Source organism: Streptomyces sp. NPDC004561, assembly GCF_053602155.1.
In genome coordinates this window covers 1-19,348 of the sequence record NZ_JBSGDB010000143.1, presented here as the reverse complement: position 1 = coordinate 19,348, position 19,348 = coordinate 1, and the positions used below count along the sequence as shown (strand labels likewise).

Genomic DNA, 19,348 nt, shown 5'->3' with positions numbered 1-19,348 from the left:
GTAGGGGGATACCCGTACGGCGGGGCGGCGCCGGAGACGGCGGACGGGGTCAGTGGCCGTCGGTGGCGAGTTCGTAGTCGCCGATCAGATCGCCGAGGAGGGTGCCGGCGGTGAGGTCGCTGGTCACGTGGCCGGCCATGTAGAGGCGGGAGTAGAGCACCTCGGCGCGCATCCACTCGTAGTCCGCGGTGCGGTGCGGGGAGAGGGCGCTCAGGTAGGTGACCGCGGCGGCCGCGCGGGCGGCGTGCCGGGACGGGTAGGAGTACGGGCCCTTGGCGCCGGGCTTGATGTGCTTGTCCGGGCGCAGGGTGGGGTCCAGGACGTACGGGGCCGGCTGCCTGTCCTTGGCGGCCAGCTGGTCGCTGATCGTCTTGGCCAGCTTCAGCGCCGCCTTGAGCTGCGCCTTCTCGGCCTTGCCCTGCGCGGCGGGGACCAGTTCACGCTGGTCGTGCAGGTAGAGCTTCCAGACGTCCTTCTTGCCGTGGAGCTCCAGCCAGGCGGCCGCCTTCTTGCCGGCTGCCGTGCGGGCCTTGGCGAGCTGCTGGTCCTGGCGGAGTTCGGCGCTGCGCTGCGCGGCCGTGGGCGGGGCGGGCACCTGCTGAGCGGCCCAGGCGGCGAACGCCTTGTCGTCGCGGGTGGTGCCGTGCGCCTTCTTCCACTGGGCGAAGAGCGCGTCGGCCTTCGTGCGCTGGGCGTCCGCCGTCTTGCCGATCGCCGCGATCCGGGCGTCGGTGAAGAGGGTGGGTGGGGGATTCTGCTTGACCCTTTCCGTCGCGCCGGGCTTCTTCTTCGCGAAGCTGCCGGCCGTGACCAACTGCGGTCGCAGCGCTCCGACGGCCACGGCCGCGACGGCGAGCAGCGCGATCAGGGCGTACGGCCATTTGATGCCGCGCAGGACGTTCATGCGGCGGGGATCCTTTCGGCGGGGAGCGGAGCGGCGTTCGTCCCGGTGGTGAAGTGGGTGCGGGCGAGGCGGCGTGTGTCGTTGTCGGGCAGGCCCCGGGTGAGCAGGGACCGGCCGACGATGTACTTGCTGAGCGAGACCGGGCGGGCGCCCATGCCGAGCAGCAGCCGGTCGGCGGGTGCGGGCCGGGCGCCGCCCTTGGTCTCGATCAGGACCTGCCCGGGGTCGAGCGCGGCGGTGCGGTCGTCGTGGTGGCAGCTGAGGGTGCCGTGAACACACCATGAAGCCTTCCCCTCGGCCGGCCGTGATCGACGGGCGGTTAGCCTGACCGCCATGCACTGCCTGGTCGTCGACGACGAGACCCGCCTGACCGATCTGGTCGTCCGCTATCTGACCGAGTCCGGGCACACCGCCGAAGGCCGCTACGACGGGCCCTCCGGGCTCGCCGCCGCCCGCGACCCGCGGCTGGACGCCGTGCTGCTGGACGTGATGCTGCCCGGCATGGACGGCGTGCAGGTGTGCCGGACGCTGCGGGGCGAGGGCGTCGACGTGCCCGTGGTGCTGCTCACCGCGCGCGGTGCGATCAGCGAGCGGGTCGCCGGTCTGGACGCCGGGGCCGACGACTACCTGGTCAAGCCGTTCGCCATGGAGGAGCTGCTGGCCAGGTTGCGCGCGATATCCCGGCGCCGCCCCGATCCGGCCGGCCGGCTCAGGGTCGGCGACCTCGTCCTCGACCCCGACCAGCAGCGCGCCTGGCGCGCGGACACCGAGCTGGAGCTGTCCCGTCGGGAGTTCGCCGTGCTGCGGGTGCTGATGGAGAACGCCGGGTGCGTGGTGTCGCGGCTGCGGCTGCTGGAGGAGGTGTGGGAGGGCGAGGCCGACCTGCGCAGCAACGCCATCGACGTGCACGTCTCCAAGGTGCGCGCCAAGGTCGACCGGGCCTTCGACCGTACGTCGATCACGACGCTGCGGGGTCGCGGCTACCGGCTGGAGACCGCTCCGTGACGCTGCCCGGCCGGCTGCTGCCGCGGTTTGGGCGGCTGCCCGTGGTCACCCGCCTCGTGCTGGCCGTGGCCATCACCATGTCGCTGGTCCTGACGGGCGCGGCGGGCTTCGTCTACTGGCGGGTGAGGACCGCCCTGGACCAGCAGCTCGACGACGACCTCACCACCTACCAGCGCTGTCTCGACCGGGCCGTGCACGCCGGGGCCCAGCTGCCGCCCGGTCCCAGCGGAAGCCTGCGGCAGGTCGTCGACATGCGCGGCCGGATGCTGGACTCCAGCGCCGCCCTGCGCCACCAGGTGCTGCTCACCCCGGCCGAACTGGACTCCGTCGCGCGCGGGGCCACGGTCCGGCGCGACGTCGGCTCCCTGCTGCTGATCAGCCCGGGCACCCTGCGTCTGCAGGCCCATCGGGTCCTGGCCGGCGGCCACCGGCGGATCGTCGTCGCCGCCGTCCGGCGCGGCCACCGCGACGAGGCGTTGCGCGAGCTCCTCGCCCAGCTGGCCTTCGCCTCCGGCCTGACCCTGATCGCCGCTTCCTGCGTCGGCTACCGCACCGCCCGTGCCGCGCTGCGCCCCGTCGAGCGCTACCGCGGCGGCGCCGCCACCCTGGCCGACGGCAACCCGGACCTGCGCCTGGACGTGCCCGCCGACCGCGACGACGAGATCACGCGCCTCGGCCACACCCTCAACCACATGCTCGACCGGCTGGCGGCGTCCGCCGAGCGCGAGCGCCGGTTCGTCGCGGACGCCAGCCACGAGCTGCGCGCCCCGCTGACCCTCATACGCGCCGAACTCGACGTCGCCCTGCACCGTCCCCGCTCCACCGGGGAACTCACCGAGACGCTGCGCTCGGTGGACGCCGAGGTGCAGCGCCTGATCGATCTCTCCAACGCCCTCCTGGACCTGGAGGAACTCGGCAGCACGGGCCACATCACCCGTGCTCCCCTGCATCTCGCCGCGCTCCTCGACGCCGCGGTCACCCCGCACCGGCGCACCGCGGAGCGGGCCGGGCGGGCGCTGACCGTCGACGCCATCGGTGTGGTCGTCGACGTCGACGCCCGGTGGCTGCGGCAGGCCATCGGCAACCTCGTCGACAACGCCCTGCGGCACGGGCGCGGGGCCGTCCGTCTCACGGCGACCGTCGACGAGGACGTGCTGCGGGTGGTCGTCACGGACGAAGGGCCGGGTTTTCCTGCGGAGTTCCTGCCGCGGGCGTTCGACCGGTTCGCCCGCGCGGACGCCAGCCGCAGCAGCGACGGATCCGGCCTGGGACTCGCCTTCGTCCACGCGGTGGCCACCGCACACGGCGGCACCGCCCGCGCCCACAACGCGGCGCGGGGAGCCACGGTCACCCTCCGCCTGCCCTGCTGACGAGCACGGGCGTCCCCGCCGTTCCGGGGCCGGACCCGGCAGCGGTCGAACTCCTGCAGCTCCTTGTGGATCTTGCAGTACCAGACCGGCTGGTAGATCCCGAGGGTGGCGAGCGGCAGGCCGAGCCACACCGCGACCGGGGCGCCCGCGGCGCCGGGCGCCACGACTTCACGGTTGATTCAGTGTCGTCCCGCTCGGCTCAGGGACGCCTCCGCCTGTTCGGCGAGGGTGGTGACGAGGGTGGCCGCGGGGGGCAGGTCGGTGATGAGGTCGACGGCCTCGCCGGCCCAGACCGGAAGGGGCGGGATCTCGCCACGGGTCACGTCGTCCCGGTAGTTCCGCCGGGCCTCCGCGTCCGCGGCGAGCTCCGCCTCGCGGCCCCGCCACCGGTCGAGGTAGCGATGGCCCAGGGTGCGGGCGGTGTAGCGGGCGGGCCAGCCGGAGCCGCGGGCGATGTCCAGTACGCGGTTGCGCTCGGTGTCCTCCCCGCGCCCCGCGACGATCGCGTCGGCGATCGAGGGGTGGACCAGTGCTTCGGCCGTGGCCTGGAACCGGGTGCCGATGAGCGCGCCCGCGGCTCCCAGGGCCAGGACGGCCGCCAGACCGCGGCCGTCCGCGATCCCGCCCGCCGCCAGCACCGGCACCGGCGCCGCCAGGTCCGCCACCAGCGGCACGAACGGCAGGGTGGACCGCCCGTGCCGGGCTCCGTGGCCGCCGCTCTCGGTACCCTGCGCCACGATGACGTCGGCGCCCAGGTCCACCGCCCGGCGGGCCTCCTCCATGTCGGTGACCTGGATGACGACCGCCGCGCCGGCCCGGCGGACGCGTTCGGTGTACGCGCTCGGGTCGCCGAAGGAGAACATCACCGCCCTGGGTCGGTACGCCAGCGCCCGCTCGACCGCGCCGGTGTCGATCCGCCAGGTCAGGAAGCCGGTGCCCCACGGCTTGTCGGTGCCCTGCTCGACGAGGGGCACCTCGCGGGCCAGCCACTGCGGATCCCCGTTCCCGGAGCCGAGCAGCCCGAGCCCGCCGCCGCGCGAGACGGCCGCCGTCAGGGCGCCCCCGGCGGATCCGCCCGTGGGCGCCAGCGCGATCGGATGCCGCACCCCGAACAACTTCGTGAAGGCCGTGGACAACGCCATGACCGCCATCATGGCCCGGGGCGGCGGGCGGGGGCATCCCCCGGAACGCCGGGCCCGCGCATGCGGCTGGAAGCGGGTGCCGTGTCCGGCCCTCGGGGGCCGATGGCCCCGTCACCCTGGTGGCCCCGTCACCCCGGTGGCCCCGCCAGCCAAGTCGGCCAGGTCAGCCAGGTCAGCCAGGTCGGCCCCTCAAGGATGGCGGCCCGCCACGCCCCCGTTCGGGTCGTCCGCGAGGGTCACGCGGGCCGTGATGCGTTTGCCGACGGGTTCCCGTTGGGCCTCGAAGCTCTGGCACACGGCCATCACGATCTCCAGGCCGTGCTGCCCCACGCGTCCCGGATCGGCCGCGCGGGCCACCGGGAGCACAGTGTCGCTGTCCCAGACGGTGACCTCGATGCCGCCGCCGATCAGCTCCAGGTCGAGCAGACACGGTCCCGGGGCGTGCTTGCAGGCGTTGGTCATCAGTTCGCTCACCACGAGCTGCACCACGCCCATCGCCCTGCTGGACACCGGGAAGCCGTGCTCGGCCTGGACCTGGGTCAGGAAGCCACGGGCCAGCTCGCGGGCGTCGGGGATGTCGCCCGAGTGGCGGCCCTCGTAGGCCGCCGAGGCATGGATCAGCAGCACCTCGGTCAAGTCGGTCTGCTGCGCATCCCGCGGTCCGGCCGCGCCGTCCATGCCATCGCCCTCTGCCTGAGCGTCTGATCCATCAACGCTGGTACCCCGGGAATCCCGCTCCACTCAGTTGTCTCATCCGACGCGCGGACCCGCGCGCCCGGGGTCATGCCACGGCCGGGATCCCGAGGTCACGACGGGGCCTGGCCGTGCGGGCCTACAGTGGCGCGACCGTGCCGGATCGCCGCCGGCTCGCGCGGGCCGTCGCCGGTTCGCCGAGGCGGTACCGCGAACCGGCGCCCGCCCGGCCGCCGTTCTCCGCGCACTCCTGTGGGGACAGGGCCGTCGATCCCGGAAGCGAGCACGTGACCAGCCGACTGATCCTGATCTCGCCGGCCATGAACGCGGCCCTGCGGGAGGCCCGCTTCGACGACGGATGCTCGCTCGACCCGGCCGGGGCGGCGCGCGCCCGGGCGGCGGCCGGCGAGCTGCCGCGCGCCGGACGTGCGCTCGTCTCCCCCACCGAGCGCTGCCGGCAGACGGCGGCCGCGCTCGGCCTCGACGCCGACGGGGAGACGGGACCGGCCGGCCTCGGCATGGGGCGCTGGCGCGGCCGCAGGCTCGACGAGGTGGCGGCCGCCGAGCCCGAGGCGGTGGCCCGGTGGCTGGCCGACCCGGCGTCCGCCCCGCACGGCGGTGAGACGGTGCGGCGGCTGTGCGAGCGGATCGGGGTCTGGCTGGACGAGGCCGCGCACCTGTCCGGCCGGACGGTCGCCGTCGTGGAACCGGATGTCGTACGAGCCGTGACCGTCCGGGCGCTGGGAGCACCCGAGGCCGCGTTCTGGCGGGTCGACGTGCCGCCGCTGCACGCGGCCGAGCTCAGCGGCCGGGCCGGCCGCTGGAACCTGGCACTCGGCAGACCGCTCGGCCGGGGCGGCGACGGCTGACGGGGCCGTCCCCTGACGGTGTGGCGCGTCTGGGCACCACACGGTTACGGCAATCCAAAAGCCCGCCCCAGACGTAACCAAGTAGAGCGGGAGACCGGGGGCACGCCCCTGGTCGGCCGGTTCCCGTGCAGTCGACCGAGAAGATGGAAGGAAGGGTGGATCCATCATGCGAGCACAACGTACGTGGCGTCTCGTCGCGGCGTCCGCGGCCGGCCTCCTGATGGCCGGCGGCGCTGCGATCGGCACAGCGGGCACGGCCGCTGCGGCAACCCCTGCCGTGCACACCCACATGGCCACCGACCAGTGCTTCGGCAACGACTGGCGCTGCTTCGGCAACGGGTTCGGTTTCGACAACGGGTTCCGCTTCGGCCACCGCTTCGACAACGACTTCGGCAACCGCTTCGGCTTCGGCAACCGCTTCGGCTTCGGCTTCGACAACGGGTTCGGCAACCGATTCGGCAACGGATTCGTGGTCGTCGTCGTCCGCTAGCGGTCACTGTGGCCATACCGGGGCGCGTCCGTCACGGACGCGCCCCCTTCGCGTCGAGGGCCGCCGAGACAGTCCGCCGGTACCGCGAGAACCGCTGCGGGAACGCGCCGCGCTTCCCTCTGGCGAAAAAGCGGCGCGCGGGCGTCCGCTTTGATGCGTTAGGGTGCCTCGTCGGAGCGGGGGCTCGGTTTCCGGATGGCGTGAATACTTCACCCGGCACCGATGAACGGGACACTGTCTGCGCACCCCGCCCCTCGCAAGAATTCTCGTCGTTGGACCACCAGCCGACACGACGAGAAGGACTCCCGATGGGTACCGTCAACGCCAGTCCGCTCCTTGTGGTCGAGCGTCTCGACCACGCCGGTTCCACCACGCTGTTCACGTACTGCGCCGAGTCCGTCCCGGCGACCCCGGCCTTCACCTTCTGCGCAGGACCCGGCCCCGGCGCCGCCCCGTCCGCCGACGTCGCCTTCACCTTCTGCGCGCTGCCCCCGGTCGCGGCCGCGGCCGGCGAGCCCGCGGGAGGGCCCTGGATATGACCTCTCGGGGGAGGCACGATCCGCTGGACGGCCCCGCCGCCCCGCGGAGCGACTCGACGCTCGTGGGCTTCAAGCACCACCTGAGCGCGACGACCGTCCCCGGCGAGGGCACCTACCTGGTGTCCCGCGGGGGCGTCACCGCCCTGCACGGCGCCGCCGCCGAGGTACTCGTCCCGCTGCTCGACGGCACCCGCTCGCTCGCCGACGTACTCGCCCAGGCGCGGCCCACGCTGACCTCCGACCAGACGGAGGGCACCCTGCGGGTCCTCGCCGAGGCCGGGTTGCTGCGGTTCCACGACGCGGAGCCGCAGCGGCCCGCCCCCGTGGACCTCACGGGCGACCCGGTGGCCGAGGCCTACTGGGAGTTGGCCGGATTGGACGGAGCCCGGGCCGCCGCCGGGCTGGCCGGCTCCCGGCTGAGGGTCCTGGCCCTCCCGGGCGTCGACACCGCTCCGGTGCTGCGGGCCGGCGCGGAGTCCGGCATCACGCTCACCGACTCGGCGGCGGATCTCACGCTCGTGCTCTGCGACGACTACCTCGCCCCGGAGCTGGCCGGGATCGACGCCGCCCAGCGGGCCGCGGGCCGGCCCTGGATGCTCGCCCGGCTGTGCGGCTGCGAACCCTGGATCGGGCCGTTCTTCCAGCCGGGCGAGGGCCCCTGCTGGCACTGTCTCGCCTCCCGGCTGCGCCGTCACCGGGACCACGAGATCGCGCTGCAGCGCGCCCTCGGCCTGGACCGCCCGCTCAGCCGGCCCGCCGCCTCCCTGTCGGCCGGGCGCGCCCTCGCGGTGCAGACCACGGTCCTGGAGGCCGCCAAGTGGCTGGCCGGCGTACGCCACACCGAACAGGGCACGCTGCGCACCCTGGACACGCTCACCCTGCGCACCCGCAGCCACGCCGTGCCCCGGAGCCCCCAGTGCGCCGCCTGCGGGGATCCCACCATCGTGGCGAGACGGGTCCGCGCCCCTTTCGTGCCGGTGTCCCGGCCGAAGGTGGTGACGGACGGCGGCGGCCACCGGGCGCTGACCGCGCAGCAGCTGCTGGATCGCTACGAGCACCTGATCAGCCCGGTCACGGGCATCGTCCCCGAGGTACGGCGGGCCCCCGGGTCCCCGGACTTCGCGGCCGCGTACGTGTCGGGGCGCAATCTCGCGATCGGCCGGCACACCCTGGCCGGCGCCCGGGGCGGGGTGCGCTCGCTCAGCGGCGGCAAGGGCCTGACCGATCTGGACGCCCGGGCCGGGGCGCTGTGCGAGGCGGTGGAGCGCTACAGCGGCACCCGGCACGGCGACGAACCCGTCGTGGTCGACAGCTACCGCGCCCTCGGTGACGCGGCCGTGCACCCCAACGCCTGCCAGCTCTACGCGGACCGGCAGTTCCGGGAACGGGAGCACTGGAACCGCTCCGGCTCCCCCTTCCACCACGTGCCCGAGCCCTTCGACGAGTCCAGACCCGTGGAGTGGACCCCCGTGTGGTCCATGACCGAGCGGCGGCACCGGCTGCTGCCCACGTCGATGCTCTACTTCCCGTCCGGCGCCCCGGCCTCGCACGGACCGTACGCCGACTCCAACGGCAACGCGGCCGGCGGCAGCCCCGAGGACGCGCTGCTGCAGGGCTTCCTCGAGCTGGTGGAGCGGGACGCGGTGGCGCTGTGGTGGTACAACCGCACGGTCCAGCCCGCGATCGACCTGGACGCGTTCGCCGAGCCGTACATCGACCGGCTGCGCGACGGGTACCGGCGGCTGCACCGCGAGATCTGGGCCCTGGACCTCACCTCCGACCTCGGCATCCCGGCGGTCGTGGCGTTGTCCCGGCGCACCGACAAACCCGCCGAGGACGTCATCTTCGGCTTCGGTGCCCACTTCGACCCCGCGCTCGCCCTGCGCCGAGCGCTCACCGAGATGGGGCAGCTGCTGCCGGCCGTCGGCGGGGGACGGCCGGATGGCGGCTACGGGATCACCGACGCCCTTCCGGTGCGCTGGTGGCAGCGGGCCACGCTGGCCAACCAGCCCTATCTGGCACCGGATCCGGGGCGCGCGCCCCGGACTCCGGCCGACTGGCCCTACGTCGTCCGCGCCGACCTGCTCGACGACGTCACGGCCGTGACCGAACTCGTCCGCGGCAAGGGCATGGAGCTGCTCGTCCTGGACCAGACCCGGCCGGACGTGGGACTGCCGGTGGTCAAGGTGATCGTGCCCGGCCTCAGGCACTTCTGGGCCCGGTACGCGCCCGGCAGGCTCTTCGACGTCCCGGTCGCGCTCGGCCGGCGCCCGGAGCCGGCACGTTACGAGGATCTGAACCCGATCCCCCTCTTCGTGTAGCAGAGCACAACGAGACCGCGGCGGGCGGCCGTTACCCACACTCTTCTCACCGTCGTCCGGCCGCGGCAGGTCTAAAATGACCGGCGGACGTACATCACGCAACGCACAGTCACGACACGAGAAGAGGCTCGTGCAGGGGGATGAACACGACTGACCGGAGCACGTCCGCATCGCGTTCCCGCCCGCCGCGGGACAGGGCAGGCGCGGCCACCAGAACCGCCCGAGGCATCCTGGTGGCCGCACTGCTGTGCTATCTGGGCATCACCATCCTCAACCTCCTTTCCGAGCACCCCGATCCGCACCGCGTGGTCGTCGGGCTGAGCTCGCTGGTGCTGGTCTTCCTGCTGCAGCTCGTGCACTCGGCTCCGGACGCGGGCGCCGCCCCGGTGCGCCGCAAGGTGCTCACGCTCACCGCCCAGGGCGTGTTGTCGTACCTGCCACTGCTCTGGTACGGCCTGGCCTGGGGCGCCATGGCGGGCTTCTTCGCGGGCTCCCTGCTGCTCCTGCTGCCGCCCAGATGGGGCTGGACTCTGTACGGGATCACCACGCTCAGCCTGCTCGCACCCGGGATCCACGACGGCCGCGGCGTCATCGACCTGGCGTACATGTGCCAGACGACCGCCCTGACCGGTCTCGTCGTCTACGGCCTGACCCGCATGGAGAGCCTGGTCGCCCAGCTGCACCGGGCCCGCACCGACCTGGCGCGGCTGGCCGTCACCAAGGAGCAGCTGCGCTTCTCCCGGGACCTGCACGACCTCCTCGGGTACAGCCTCTCCGCGATCACCCTCAAGAACGAGCTGATCCACCGCCTCATCCCGGCCCACCCGGTGCGGGCCCGCGAGGAGGTCGACGAGGTGCTGCTGATCTCCCGTCAGGCGCTCGCGGACGTGCGCCGGGTGGCCAGCGGGTACCGCGAGATGTCCCTCACCGCGGAGGTCGCCTCCGCCGAGTCGGTGCTGGCCGCGGCCGAGGTGTCGGTCGAGGTCGAACTGGACGACTCGGTCGGCTCGTTGGGCGTCCAGACCTCCACCGTCTTCGCCACCGTGGTGCGCGAGGGCGTCACCAACCTGCTCCGGCACACCAAGGCCTCGTACTGCCGGATCTCCGCGCGGGTCACGGGCGGCGTGGTCCGGCTCACGATGGTCAACGACGGCCTGGTCACCGGGACCGCGGAGCCCTCCCCGCACAGCGGCTCGGGACTGGGCAACCTGCAGAGCCGGCTGGAGGCCCTCGGGGGCTCGCTGACCGTGGAGAACCGCTCCGCCGGGGACGGCGACGAGGTCTTCTTCCGGCTGGTCGCCGAGGCGCCGGCCCGGGGAGCCGCCGGGGACGACGGTGAGGAGCCGTTCAGCCCGGCGGAAAGCGCACGTTGAAGAACAGAACGCGCTTCCGGTTTTCCGGCTCCGGGCAGCAGCCGCCCCGGGGGCCCTTGGGTAGGATCCGGACACGGAGTCCGACAGGATTGCGCGCTGGTGACGGGGGAACGGACATGATACGGATCCTGCTGGCCGAGGACATGCACATGGTCCGCGGCGCGCTGGTCGCCCTGCTGGGCCTGGAGGACGACCTGAACGTGGTCGTCGAGCTGGAGCGCGGGGACGAGATCCTGAGCGCGGCGCGCGAGCACCGGCCGGATGTGGCCATCATCGACATCGATCTGCCCGGCCTGGACGGACTCAGCGCGGCCGCGCTCCTGCACGAACGCCTCCCGGACTGCCGCACACTGATCCTCACCAGCCTGGGCCGGCCCGGCACCCTGCGCCGGGCGATGTCCGCGCACGTCTCGGGCTTCCTGCTCAAGGACGCCCCGCCCGGGGACCTCGCCCAGGCCGTCCGCCGGGTCGCCGCCGGGCAGCGGGTGGTCGACCCGCAACTGGCGCTCGCCGCCTGGGGCGGCAGCGAGAGCCCGCTCACCACGCGGGAGACCGAGGTGCTGCAACTGGCCGCGCGGGGCACCGAACCGCAGGAGATCGCCGACCAGTTGCATCTGTCGACGGGCACCGTGCGCAACTACCTGACCACCGCCGTGACCAAGCTCAACGCCCGCAACCGGGTCGACGCCATCCGCATCGCCCGCGACGCGTGCTGGCTGCTGTGAGGGGCGCGGTCACCCCACGGTGACCGCGACCCCCGCCCCGGTCAGGTAGTCGAGGATCGACAGGGTCAGCTCGGCGGGCAGCGGCAGCGCCTCGACCATCGCGTCCGGGGTGACGGGCCAGCCGAGGAGCGAGACCACCCACATCGCCTCCGGCCGGTGGATCACCACCCGGTGCTCCAGCGCCCGGCACTCCACCGTGAACGAGGCCCCGTGCACGGCGATCGTCACTCCCGGCCGCAGATGCACCGGACGCTGCGGGGCCAGCCGCACCAGTGAGAAGCCGGCGTTGCGGCGCTCCGGCACCACCGACAGCACCGGACCCTTGAGGTCCTCCAGGCCGAGCGTCCTGATCACCATGTGGGAGAGCCGGCGCAGCACCGGCAGCAGCACGGCGTAGGTGTCCGGCGGCCTGTCCTGCGCGTCCGGCCGGGGCACCAGATTGGCGAGCAGCACGGGACCGAGCTCCATGCGGCGCAGCGCCTCGGCGACCGCGGGCGCCGGGTCCTCGACCCGCTCGGTGCCGGGCGGCCCGCTGAGCGCCAGCGTCCGGCCGTCCTCCTCCCACTCCACCACCACGTCCTCGCGCAGGGACCACAGATGGTGCAGGCGCAGGGCGATGGCCTCCGTGCGTGGCGGGTTCACGGTCAACGGACCTCCTCGGAGCGCCGCGCCGGAGCGGGGCGGTGCGGTTCTGTCCCGCCGGCCCGTTCACGCGCTTCCCCGAGTATGGGGCTGCCGGCGCTCTCGCATGCAGCGAACGGCTCACACGGACGACGTGACGAAATCACGGGTGCCGCCGCCGGACGCGCCCCTGGCCGGTCGCGGAATCGAGTTCTCCTTGAGGGCTCTCTGGCCCAATGGTCGGCGTCCGGGCGCCCGCGCCGCACTGTGCGGACACCGTTCCCAACCGTTCCCCGAGGAGGGGCTCACATGTCCGAACTCCGCTTCACCGAGGAAGACCTCAAGCGGATCCTGCACGCCGCCGCGGGCACCGAGGAGGACCTCGCCGCCGACGGCGACTTCCTCGACACCGAGTTCCTGGCGCTGGGCTACGAGTCGCTCGCGCTGCTGGAGACCTGCAGCCGCATCGAGCGCGAGTACGGCACCGCGCTCGCCGACGACACGCTCGCCGACGCGGTCACCCCGCGGCTGCTCGTCGAGGCCGTGAACCGGCACCTGACCGACCAGGCCATGGCGGCCTGAGAACGCAACGGACCTTTCCGCAGGGAGGCACGCATGACACAGCAGACGACGAGGGCCGGCCGGCGGGTCGCGGTGGTCACGGGCGCGACGAGCGGCATCGGACTCGCGGCGGCCCGGCTGCTCGCGACGCAGGGCCACCGCGTCTTCATCGGAGCGCGCGACGCCGGGAACGTGGCGGCGACGGTCAAGTCGCTCCAGGACGAGGGCCTGGAGGTGGACGGCGGCACGCTCGACGTGCGCTCCGAGGACAGTGTGACGGACTTCGTCCGGGCGGCCGTCGAGCGGTTCGGGACCGTCGACGTCCTGGTCAACAACGCGGGCCGGTCCGGCGGCGGGGTCACCGCCGACCTCTCCGACGACCTGTGGCAGGACGTCATCGACACCAACCTCACCAGCGTCTTCCGGATGACCCGGGCAGTGCTGAACACCGGCGGGCTGCGCGGCAAGGACTGGGGGCGCGTCATCAACATCGCGTCCACCGCAGGCAAGCAGGGCGTGGTGCTCGGCGCCCCCTACTCCGCCTCCAAGCACGGCGTGGTCGGCTTCACCAAGGCGCTCGGCAACGAACTGGCCCCCACCGGCATCACCGTCAACGCGGTCTGCCCCGGCTATGTCGAGACCCCGATGGCCCAGCGGGTGCGCCAGGGCTACGCGGCCGCGTACGACACCTCCGAGGACGCGATCCTGGAGAAGTTCCAGGCCAAGATCCCGCTCGGGCGCTACTCCACCCCCGAGGAGGTGGCCGGACTGGTCGGCTACCTCGCCTCCGACACCGCCGCCTCCATCACCGCGCAGGCCCTCAACGTCTGCGGCGGCCTCGGCAACTTCTGACCCCCACTCGTGACTGGAGAACCGACCATGACCGTCCGTGAAGTGGCCCACGAGATCACGGTCTCGGCGCCCGCCGACGTGGTCTACCGGCTGCTCGCCGAGGTGGCGAACTGGCCGCGGATCTTCCCGCCCACCATCCACGTCGACCACGTCGAACGCGGCGAGCGCGAGGAACGCATCCGGATCTGGGCCACCGCCAACGGCGAGGCCAAGAACTGGACCTCGCACCGCACCCTGGACCCCGGGGCACGGCGCATCACCTTCCGCCAGGAGGTGTCCACCCCGCCGGTCGCCGCCATGAGCGGCACCTGGATCATCGAGACGCTCTCCCCCGACCGCTCCCGGGTCCGGCTGCTGCACGACTACCGGGCGGTCGACGACGACCCGGCGGGGCTGGCGTGGATCGACGAGGCCGTCGACCGCAACTCCCGCAGCGAACTCGCGGCCCTGAAGGAGAACGTCGAACAGGCCTACGCGGCCGAGGACCTGACCTTCTCCTTCGAGGACACCGTGCTCGTCGAAGGCTCCGCCAAGGACGTCTACGACTTCGTCGACGAGGCCCACCTGTGGGCCGAGCGGCTGCCGCACGTGGCGACCGTCCGGCTCACCGAGGACACCCCGGGCCTGCAGACGCTGGAGATGGACACCCGCGCCAAGGACGGCTCGACGCACACCACCAAGTCGTACCGGGTGACCTTCCCGCACCACCGGATCGCCTACAAGCAGGTCACCCTGCCCGCGCTGATGACCCTGCACACGGGCGTCTGGACGTTCACCGAGACGCCCGAGGGGACGGCCGCCACCTCGCAGCACACCGTCACCCTCAACACGGCGAACATCGAGCGGATCCTCGGCCCGGACGCCACCGTCGCCGACGCCCGGGCCTATGTGCACAGCGCGCTCAGCACCAACAGCCTGGCCACCCTCGGTCACGCCAAGGCGTACGCGGAGAACCACCGCTGACCGCCCCGCCGCCGGCCCGCACCCCGTCAGGGGGCGCGGGCCGCCGTGGCGCACCGCGCCCACGCCGGGCTGCAGGGCCTGCCGCCGCAGGAGAAGATCTAGGCTTCCCCTGTAGGACATTCGTTTCGTTTGTGGGGTCCGTGGCGTCGTGAGGGAAGTCCCGTTGAACTTCTGGTCGATCTATCAGCATGGCTTCGCACGCGTCGCCGCGTGCACGGGCCACACCGTCATCGCCGACCCGCACGCCAACGCCGAAGCGGTTCTGCGCCAGGCACGCGGGTGCGCCGACGAGGGGGTCGCCGTCGCCGTCTTCCCCGAGATGGCGCTGTGCGGCTACTCCATCGAGGACCTGCTGCTCCAGGACCCGCTGCTCGACGCGGTCGAGACGGCCCTCCAGGAGGTCGTGACCGGGTCGGCGGACCTGCTGCCGGTGCTGGTCGTCGGCGCCCCGCTGCGCCACCGCAACCGGGTCTACAACTGCGCGGTCGTCGTCCACCGCGGCCGGATCCTCGGGGTGGCGCCCAAGTCGTACCCGCCGAACTACCGCGAGTTCTACGAGCGCCGGCAGATCGCCTCGGGCGACGACGAGCGCGGCGGGACGATCCTGGTCGGCGGCGAGCCCGTGCCGTTCGGCGTGGACCTGCTGTTCGCGGCGGACGACGTCCCCGGCCTGGTGCTGCACGCGGAGATCTGCGAGGACATGTGGGTGCCGGTGCCGCCGAGCGCCGAGGCGTCCCTGGCCGGCGCGACCGTCCTCGCCAACCTCTCCGGCAGCCCTATCACCGTCGGCCGGGCCGAGGACCGCAGGCTGCTGTGCCGGTCGGCGTCCTCGCGCTGCCTCGCCGCCTACGTCTACGCGGCGGCCGGCCTCGGCGAGTCGACCACCGACCTGTCCTGGGACGGCCAGACGATGATCTACGAGAACGGGGCACTGCTCGCCGAGTCCGACCGCTTCCCGCTCGGCGACCAGTTCGCGGTGGCCGACGTCGACCTCGACCTGCTGCGGCAGGAGCGGCAGCGGATGGGCACCTTCGACGACAACCGGCGCACCCACGCCACCCGCACCGCGGACTTCCGGACGGTGGCGTTCCGGCTCGACCCGCCGACCGCCGACCTGGGGCTCCGGCGCCGCGTCGAGCGCTTCCCGTTCGTGCCCGCCGACCCCGACCGCCTCGCCCTGGACTGCTACGAGGCGTACAACATCCAGGTCGCGGGGCTCCAGCAGCGGCTCGCCGCGATCGGCGGTCCCAAGGTGGTCATCGGGGTCTCCGGCGGCCTGGACTCCACGCACGCGCTGATCGTCGCCGCCCGGGCGATGGACCGGGCGGGCCGCCCGCGCGGCGACATCCTCGCCTTCACCCTGCCCGGCTTCGCCACCAGCGACCACACCAAGGACAACGCCCACCGGCTGATGCGCGCGCTCGGCGTCACCGCCGCCGAGCTGGACATCACGCCGACCGCGCGGCTGATGCTGAAGGAGATGGGCCACCCCTTCGCCTCCGGCGAGCCGGTGTACGACGTCACCTTCGAGAACGTCCAGGCCGGCCTGCGCACCGACTACCTGTTCCGGCTGGCCAACCAGCGCGGCGGCATCGTGCTCGGCACCGGCGACCTCTCCGAGCTGGCGCTCGGCTGGTCCACGTATGGCGTCGGCGACCAGATGAGCCACTACAACGTCAACTCCGGGGTGCCCAAGACGCTGATCCAGCACCTGATCCGCTGGGTCATCAGTAGCGGCCAGTTCGACGAGGAGACCGGCGAGATCCTGGCCGCGATCCTCGACACCGAGATCAGCCCCGAGCTGGTGCCGGGCGAGGAGATGCAGTCCACCGAGTCCAAGATCGGCCCGTACGCGCTGCACGACTTCACCCTCTTCCACGTGCTGCGCTACGGCTTCCGGCCCTCCAAGACCGCCTTCCTGGCCTGGCACGCCTGGCACGACGCGGACGCGGGCGCCTGGCCGCCCGGCTTCCCCGAGGCCGAGCGGGTGGCGTACGACCTGCCGGAGATCCGGCACTGGCTGGAGGTCTTCTGCCGCCGCTTCTTCGCGTTCGCCCAGTTCAAGCGCTCGGCCATGCCGAACGGGCCGAAGGTCTCGGCGGGCGGCTCCCTCTCGCCGCGCGGCGACTGGCGGGCGCCCTCCGACGGCAACGCGCGCGTCTGGCTCGCCGACCTCGACCGCTTCGACCTGCCGGCGGCCGAGCGCTAGTGCCGGGCCCCGTCAGTTGTTCCATGTCTCGTCGTACGGGTCGTGCGGCACCGGGACCGGTGTCGCCGACGTGACCTTCAGATACGGGACCGGGCCGTTGTTGACGGGGTCGTGGGTGAGCCGCGGGGCGTAGGTGCCGGTGACCTCCAGCCAGGCGTCCGGGCGCAGGACCGGCGGCAGCTGGCCGGTCAGGGCGATCTTGACCGGCTGGGCGTCCGCGGCACAGCAGTTGAGGGCCATGCGGACCAGATAGGGCGCGCCCGAGTGGTCCAGGGCGAGGAAGCCGGTGACCCGCACCGGCCTGCCGTGCAGGGAGCGGCCGTTCCCGTAGGCCGCGCGGGAGGCGTAGTCGACGACGGACAGCGGCACCGGGTCGCCGGCCGGCAGCGGGCCGAGGGCGTACGGCTTCTGCAGGGCCGTGCCGGCGCGCAGGGCGCTGTAGGAGCCGAGGGCCGGCGGGGCGATCAGGATGAGGGCGAGCAAAGGCAGCAACAGCAGCCAGGAGATGCGGGGTTCGGGGTGGGAGTGCCCCTCCGGGCGCTCCGGGCGGCGGCCGCGCCGGCGTTCGTACCAGGCCGTCGCCAGCGCCGCCGCGATCAGCACCGCGCCCGAGGCCAGCAGCAGCGGCTGCAGCCCCGCCTTGACGTAGCGCAGATACAGGCCGGTGCTGCCCGCGTGCAGCAGGGCGGCGCCGAGCAGGAACATGACGGCGGCCTGGGCCTGGCGGTTCACAGCAGCACCGTCCCGGTGACGACCGCGCCCGTGACGGCGAGCACGAAGGTGGCGGGGGCGAAGCGGAGCGCGAAGCCACGGCCGAAGGTGCCGGCCTGCATCGCGAAGAGCTTGAGGTCGATCATCGGTCCCACCACCAGGAACACCAGCTTGGCCGTCAGCGAGAACTGGGTGAGGGAGGCCGCGACGAACGCGTCCGCCTCCGAGCAGATGGAGAGCAGCACCGCCAGGACGGCGAGGGCGATCACGGAGACCAGCGGGTTGCCCGCGGCCGTGCGCAGCCATACCGCCGGGGTCGCCGCCTTCAGCGTGGCCGCGGCCATCGCACCCAGCACCAGGAAGCCCCCGGCGTGCATGGTGTCGTGCCGGACCGAGTTCCAGAACGCCTCCCCCTTGGTCGCGCCCTCGTGCGCGCCGTGGGCCGGCGGGCGCATCCAGTCCGTGCGGCCCAGGCGCTGCCACAGCCAGCCCATCGCGCACGCCACCAGCAGGCTCGCCAGGAACCGGCCCAGCACCATCTCCGGGTTCCGCGGGAAGGCCACGGCGGTGGCGGTGAGCACGATCGGGTTGATCGCGGGCGCGGAGAGCAGGAAGGCGAGGGCGGCGGCCGGGGTCACGCCCCGGCGGACCAGGGCGCCCGCCACCGGCACCGACGCGCACTCGCAGCCCGGCAGCACCGCGCCCGCGACACCCGCGACGGGGACCGCGAGCGCCGGGTGGCGCGGGAGGGCGCGGGCGAAGAAGGACGGAGGCACGAACACCGCGATCGCCGCCGAGAGCAGCACGCCGAGGACCAGGAACGGCAGCGCCTGCACGGTCACCGCCACGAACACCGTCATCCAGCTCTGCATCAGCGGGCTGCCGAGGGCGCCGCGGATCGGGGACTGGGCGAGCACCGCCAGCACCAGCGCCAGGGTCAGCACCAGCGGGGAGCTGAGCCGCCGGCCCTCCTGGTCATCCGAAGGGCGTGCCGGGGCCGATGCGTCGGCGCCGGGCGGGGCGTCCTCGATGATGGCCACGGGCGGGTTACCTCCGGCTGGTGAGCTGCCTCCCCCTCAGTACGCGGCTCGTCCCGCGAACGTTCATCCCGTTGCTGGAACCACTTCTCTCCTTGGGGCAGTCTTTTCCCTCGTGGCGAGCGTTCCGTATCAAGGGGGGCCAGGCGGCCCGCACATGGTGGTCTGCGGGGACGACGGGCTGGCGCACCGGCTGGCCGCCGAGCTGCGCGGGGTCTACGGCGAGCAGGTCACCCTCGTGGTGCCGCCGAACGGACGCACGGCCGGGCCGCCGGTGGTCGGGCGGGCCCGGGCCGCGTCGGCGGCGCTGCTGGACCGCGTGGTCAGCGCCGCGGTCGGCCGGGGCGGCGCACCGGCCGCGCCCGCCTCTGCGACGACGGGCAACGGCACCGGCGACCGGGTGCTGGAGGCCGTCGAACTCACCGAGGCCGTGCTCGCCGAGGCCGGGGTGGCACGGGCCGCCGCGCTCGCCCTCGTCCATGACGACGACGAGACCAACATCCGCGCCGCGCTCACCGCCCGCCGCCTCAACCCCCGGCTGCGGCTCGTCCTGCGGCTCTACAACCGTCGGCTGGGCCAGCACATCGAGGAACTCCTCGACCAGGCGGCCGCGTTGGCGTACGGGGACGACGAGGGGGGCGCCGAGGCGTCGACCACCGTGCTGTCCGACGCGGACACCGCCGCGCCCGCCCTGGCCGCGACCGCCGTCGCCGGCACCAGCAAGGTCGTGCAGACCGAGGGGCTGCTGCTGCGCGCCGTGGAACGCCCGCTGCCCGGCGACGGGCAGCCCACCGGTTCCGGGCTGTACACCCTGGCCCTGCTGTCGGGCGGCGATCCGGGCGGCCCGGACGGCAACGGGGAGCAGGAGCCGCGGCTGCTGCCGGACGACGAGGAGGTGCGGCGGGCCGGCGGGCGGGGTCGTCGGTGATCAGTTCGAGCAGTGCGGTGGTCAGCGCCTGCCGG

19 protein-coding genes and 2 pseudogenes are annotated in these 19,348 nt (G+C 73.4%); 13 read left to right on the top strand and 8 right to left on the bottom strand.

Annotation, left to right across the window (positions count from 1 at the left end):
- Positions 1-49: 49 nt before the first annotated feature.
- Both ACWEN3_RS20180 and ACWEN3_RS20175 read right to left on the bottom strand, forming a co-directional pair.
- On the bottom strand, positions 50-904 hold the full coding sequence (locus tag ACWEN3_RS20180; protein ID WP_452972612.1) for a phosphatase PAP2 family protein: 855 nt from the start codon (positions 902-904) through the stop codon (positions 50-52).
- Complete coding sequence (locus tag ACWEN3_RS20175) at positions 901-1,239, bottom strand: hypothetical protein (protein WP_452972609.1); 339 nt, start codon at positions 1,237-1,239, stop codon at positions 901-903. Before ACWEN3_RS20175 ends, ACWEN3_RS20180 begins: the two co-directional genes overlap by 4 nt.
- Between ACWEN3_RS20175 and ACWEN3_RS20170 the strand changes: the two genes are divergently transcribed.
- Together ACWEN3_RS20170 and ACWEN3_RS20165 are read left to right on the top strand one after the other, a co-directional pair.
- On the top strand, positions 1,238-1,909 hold the full coding sequence (locus ACWEN3_RS20170) for a response regulator transcription factor (RefSeq protein WP_452972606.1): 672 nt from the start codon (positions 1,238-1,240) through the stop codon (positions 1,907-1,909). The genes ACWEN3_RS20175 and ACWEN3_RS20170 overlap by 2 nt on opposite strands.
- Positions 1,906-3,279, top strand: coding sequence for an ATP-binding protein (locus ACWEN3_RS20165; protein WP_452972603.1), 1,374 nt, complete (start codon positions 1,906-1,908; stop codon positions 3,277-3,279). Before ACWEN3_RS20170 ends, ACWEN3_RS20165 begins: the two co-directional genes overlap by 4 nt.
- 53 nt (positions 3,280-3,332) lie before the next feature.
- On the opposite strand, the pseudogene ACWEN3_RS20160 reads toward ACWEN3_RS20165, so the two are convergent.
- From ACWEN3_RS20160 to ACWEN3_RS20150, 3 genes and pseudogenes are all read right to left on the bottom strand, one after another.
- Positions 3,333-3,410, bottom strand: a pseudogene (locus ACWEN3_RS20160) (DUF4234 domain-containing protein); the annotation flags it as partial.
- A gap of 48 nt (positions 3,411-3,458) precedes the next feature.
- Positions 3,459-4,421, bottom strand: a complete 963-nt coding sequence (locus ACWEN3_RS20155; protein WP_452972600.1) for an NAD(P)H-dependent flavin oxidoreductase — start codon at positions 4,419-4,421, stop codon at positions 3,459-3,461.
- 189 nt (positions 4,422-4,610) lie between these two features.
- Positions 4,611-5,099, bottom strand: a complete 489-nt coding sequence (locus tag ACWEN3_RS20150) for an ATP-binding protein (protein WP_452972597.1) — start codon at positions 5,097-5,099, stop codon at positions 4,611-4,613.
- Between the two features lie 302 nt (positions 5,100-5,401).
- Here ACWEN3_RS20150 and ACWEN3_RS20145 point away from each other — a divergent pair, with 302 nt between their 5' ends.
- From ACWEN3_RS20145 to ACWEN3_RS20120, 6 genes are all read left to right on the top strand, one after another.
- A complete protein-coding gene (locus ACWEN3_RS20145; protein ID WP_452972594.1) occupies positions 5,402-5,983 on the top strand; it encodes a histidine phosphatase family protein in 582 nt (193 codons plus the stop codon).
- Between the two features lie 166 nt (positions 5,984-6,149).
- The gene (locus ACWEN3_RS20140; protein ID WP_452972592.1) at positions 6,150-6,473 is read left to right on the top strand and encodes a hypothetical protein; all 324 of its coding nucleotides are present in this window, start codon (positions 6,150-6,152) and stop codon (positions 6,471-6,473) included.
- A 308-nt stretch (positions 6,474-6,781) separates the two neighbouring features.
- Complete coding sequence (locus ACWEN3_RS20135) at positions 6,782-7,012, top strand: hypothetical protein (RefSeq protein WP_452972589.1); 231 nt, start codon at positions 6,782-6,784, stop codon at positions 7,010-7,012.
- Positions 7,009-9,333 carry a TOMM precursor leader peptide-binding protein gene (locus ACWEN3_RS20130; protein ID WP_452972586.1) on the top strand — a complete coding sequence of 775 codons (2,325 nt, stop codon included), beginning with the start codon at positions 7,009-7,011 and terminating at the stop codon, positions 9,331-9,333. Before ACWEN3_RS20135 ends, ACWEN3_RS20130 begins: the two co-directional genes overlap by 4 nt.
- A 233-nt stretch (positions 9,334-9,566) precedes the next feature.
- Entirely contained in the window at positions 9,567-10,706 is a 1,140-nt protein-coding gene (locus ACWEN3_RS20125; RefSeq protein WP_452972583.1) for a sensor histidine kinase, read from the top strand.
- A 116-nt stretch (positions 10,707-10,822) separates the two neighbouring features.
- Entirely contained in the window at positions 10,823-11,431 is a 609-nt protein-coding gene (locus ACWEN3_RS20120; protein ID WP_452972581.1) for a response regulator, read from the top strand.
- 9 nt (positions 11,432-11,440) lie between these two features.
- Here the strand turns inward: ACWEN3_RS20120 and ACWEN3_RS20115 are convergent, their stop codons facing one another.
- Complete coding sequence (locus ACWEN3_RS20115) at positions 11,441-12,073, bottom strand: NADH oxidase (protein ID WP_452972579.1); 633 nt, start codon at positions 12,071-12,073, stop codon at positions 11,441-11,443.
- A 288-nt stretch (positions 12,074-12,361) separates the two neighbouring features.
- On the opposite strand from ACWEN3_RS20115, the gene ACWEN3_RS20110 reads away from it, so the two are divergent.
- The 4 genes from ACWEN3_RS20110 (at position 12,362) to ACWEN3_RS20095 (ending at position 16,637) form a co-directional block, all read left to right on the top strand.
- Positions 12,362-12,634, top strand: coding sequence for an acyl carrier protein (locus tag ACWEN3_RS20110; RefSeq protein ID WP_452972576.1), 273 nt, complete (start codon positions 12,362-12,364; stop codon positions 12,632-12,634).
- Positions 12,635-12,667: 33 nt separating this feature from the next.
- A complete protein-coding gene (fabG, locus tag ACWEN3_RS20105; RefSeq protein WP_452972573.1) occupies positions 12,668-13,465 on the top strand; it encodes a 3-oxoacyl-ACP reductase FabG in 798 nt (265 codons plus the stop codon).
- Between the two features lie 27 nt (positions 13,466-13,492).
- The gene (locus ACWEN3_RS20100; protein WP_452972570.1) at positions 13,493-14,428 is read left to right on the top strand and encodes an aromatase/cyclase; all 936 of its coding nucleotides are present in this window, start codon (positions 13,493-13,495) and stop codon (positions 14,426-14,428) included.
- Between the two features lie 163 nt (positions 14,429-14,591).
- Complete coding sequence (locus ACWEN3_RS20095; protein WP_452972567.1) at positions 14,592-16,637, top strand: NAD(+) synthase; 2,046 nt, start codon at positions 14,592-14,594, stop codon at positions 16,635-16,637.
- Between the two features lie 12 nt (positions 16,638-16,649).
- On the opposite strand, the gene ACWEN3_RS20090 is transcribed toward ACWEN3_RS20095, so the two are convergent.
- Complete coding sequence (locus ACWEN3_RS20090) at positions 16,650-17,369, bottom strand: TIGR03943 family putative permease subunit (protein ID WP_452972564.1); 720 nt, start codon at positions 17,367-17,369, stop codon at positions 16,650-16,652.
- Entirely contained in the window at positions 17,366-18,388 is a 1,023-nt protein-coding gene (locus ACWEN3_RS20085) for a permease (RefSeq protein ID WP_452972561.1), read from the bottom strand. Before ACWEN3_RS20085 ends, ACWEN3_RS20090 begins: the two co-directional genes overlap by 4 nt.
- A 154-nt stretch (positions 18,389-18,542) precedes the next feature.
- On the opposite strand from ACWEN3_RS20085, the pseudogene ACWEN3_RS20080 reads away from it, so the two are divergent.
- Positions 18,543-19,304 (top strand): annotated as a pseudogene (locus tag ACWEN3_RS20080) (NAD-binding protein); the annotation flags it as partial.
- Positions 19,305-19,348 lie beyond the last annotated feature (44 nt).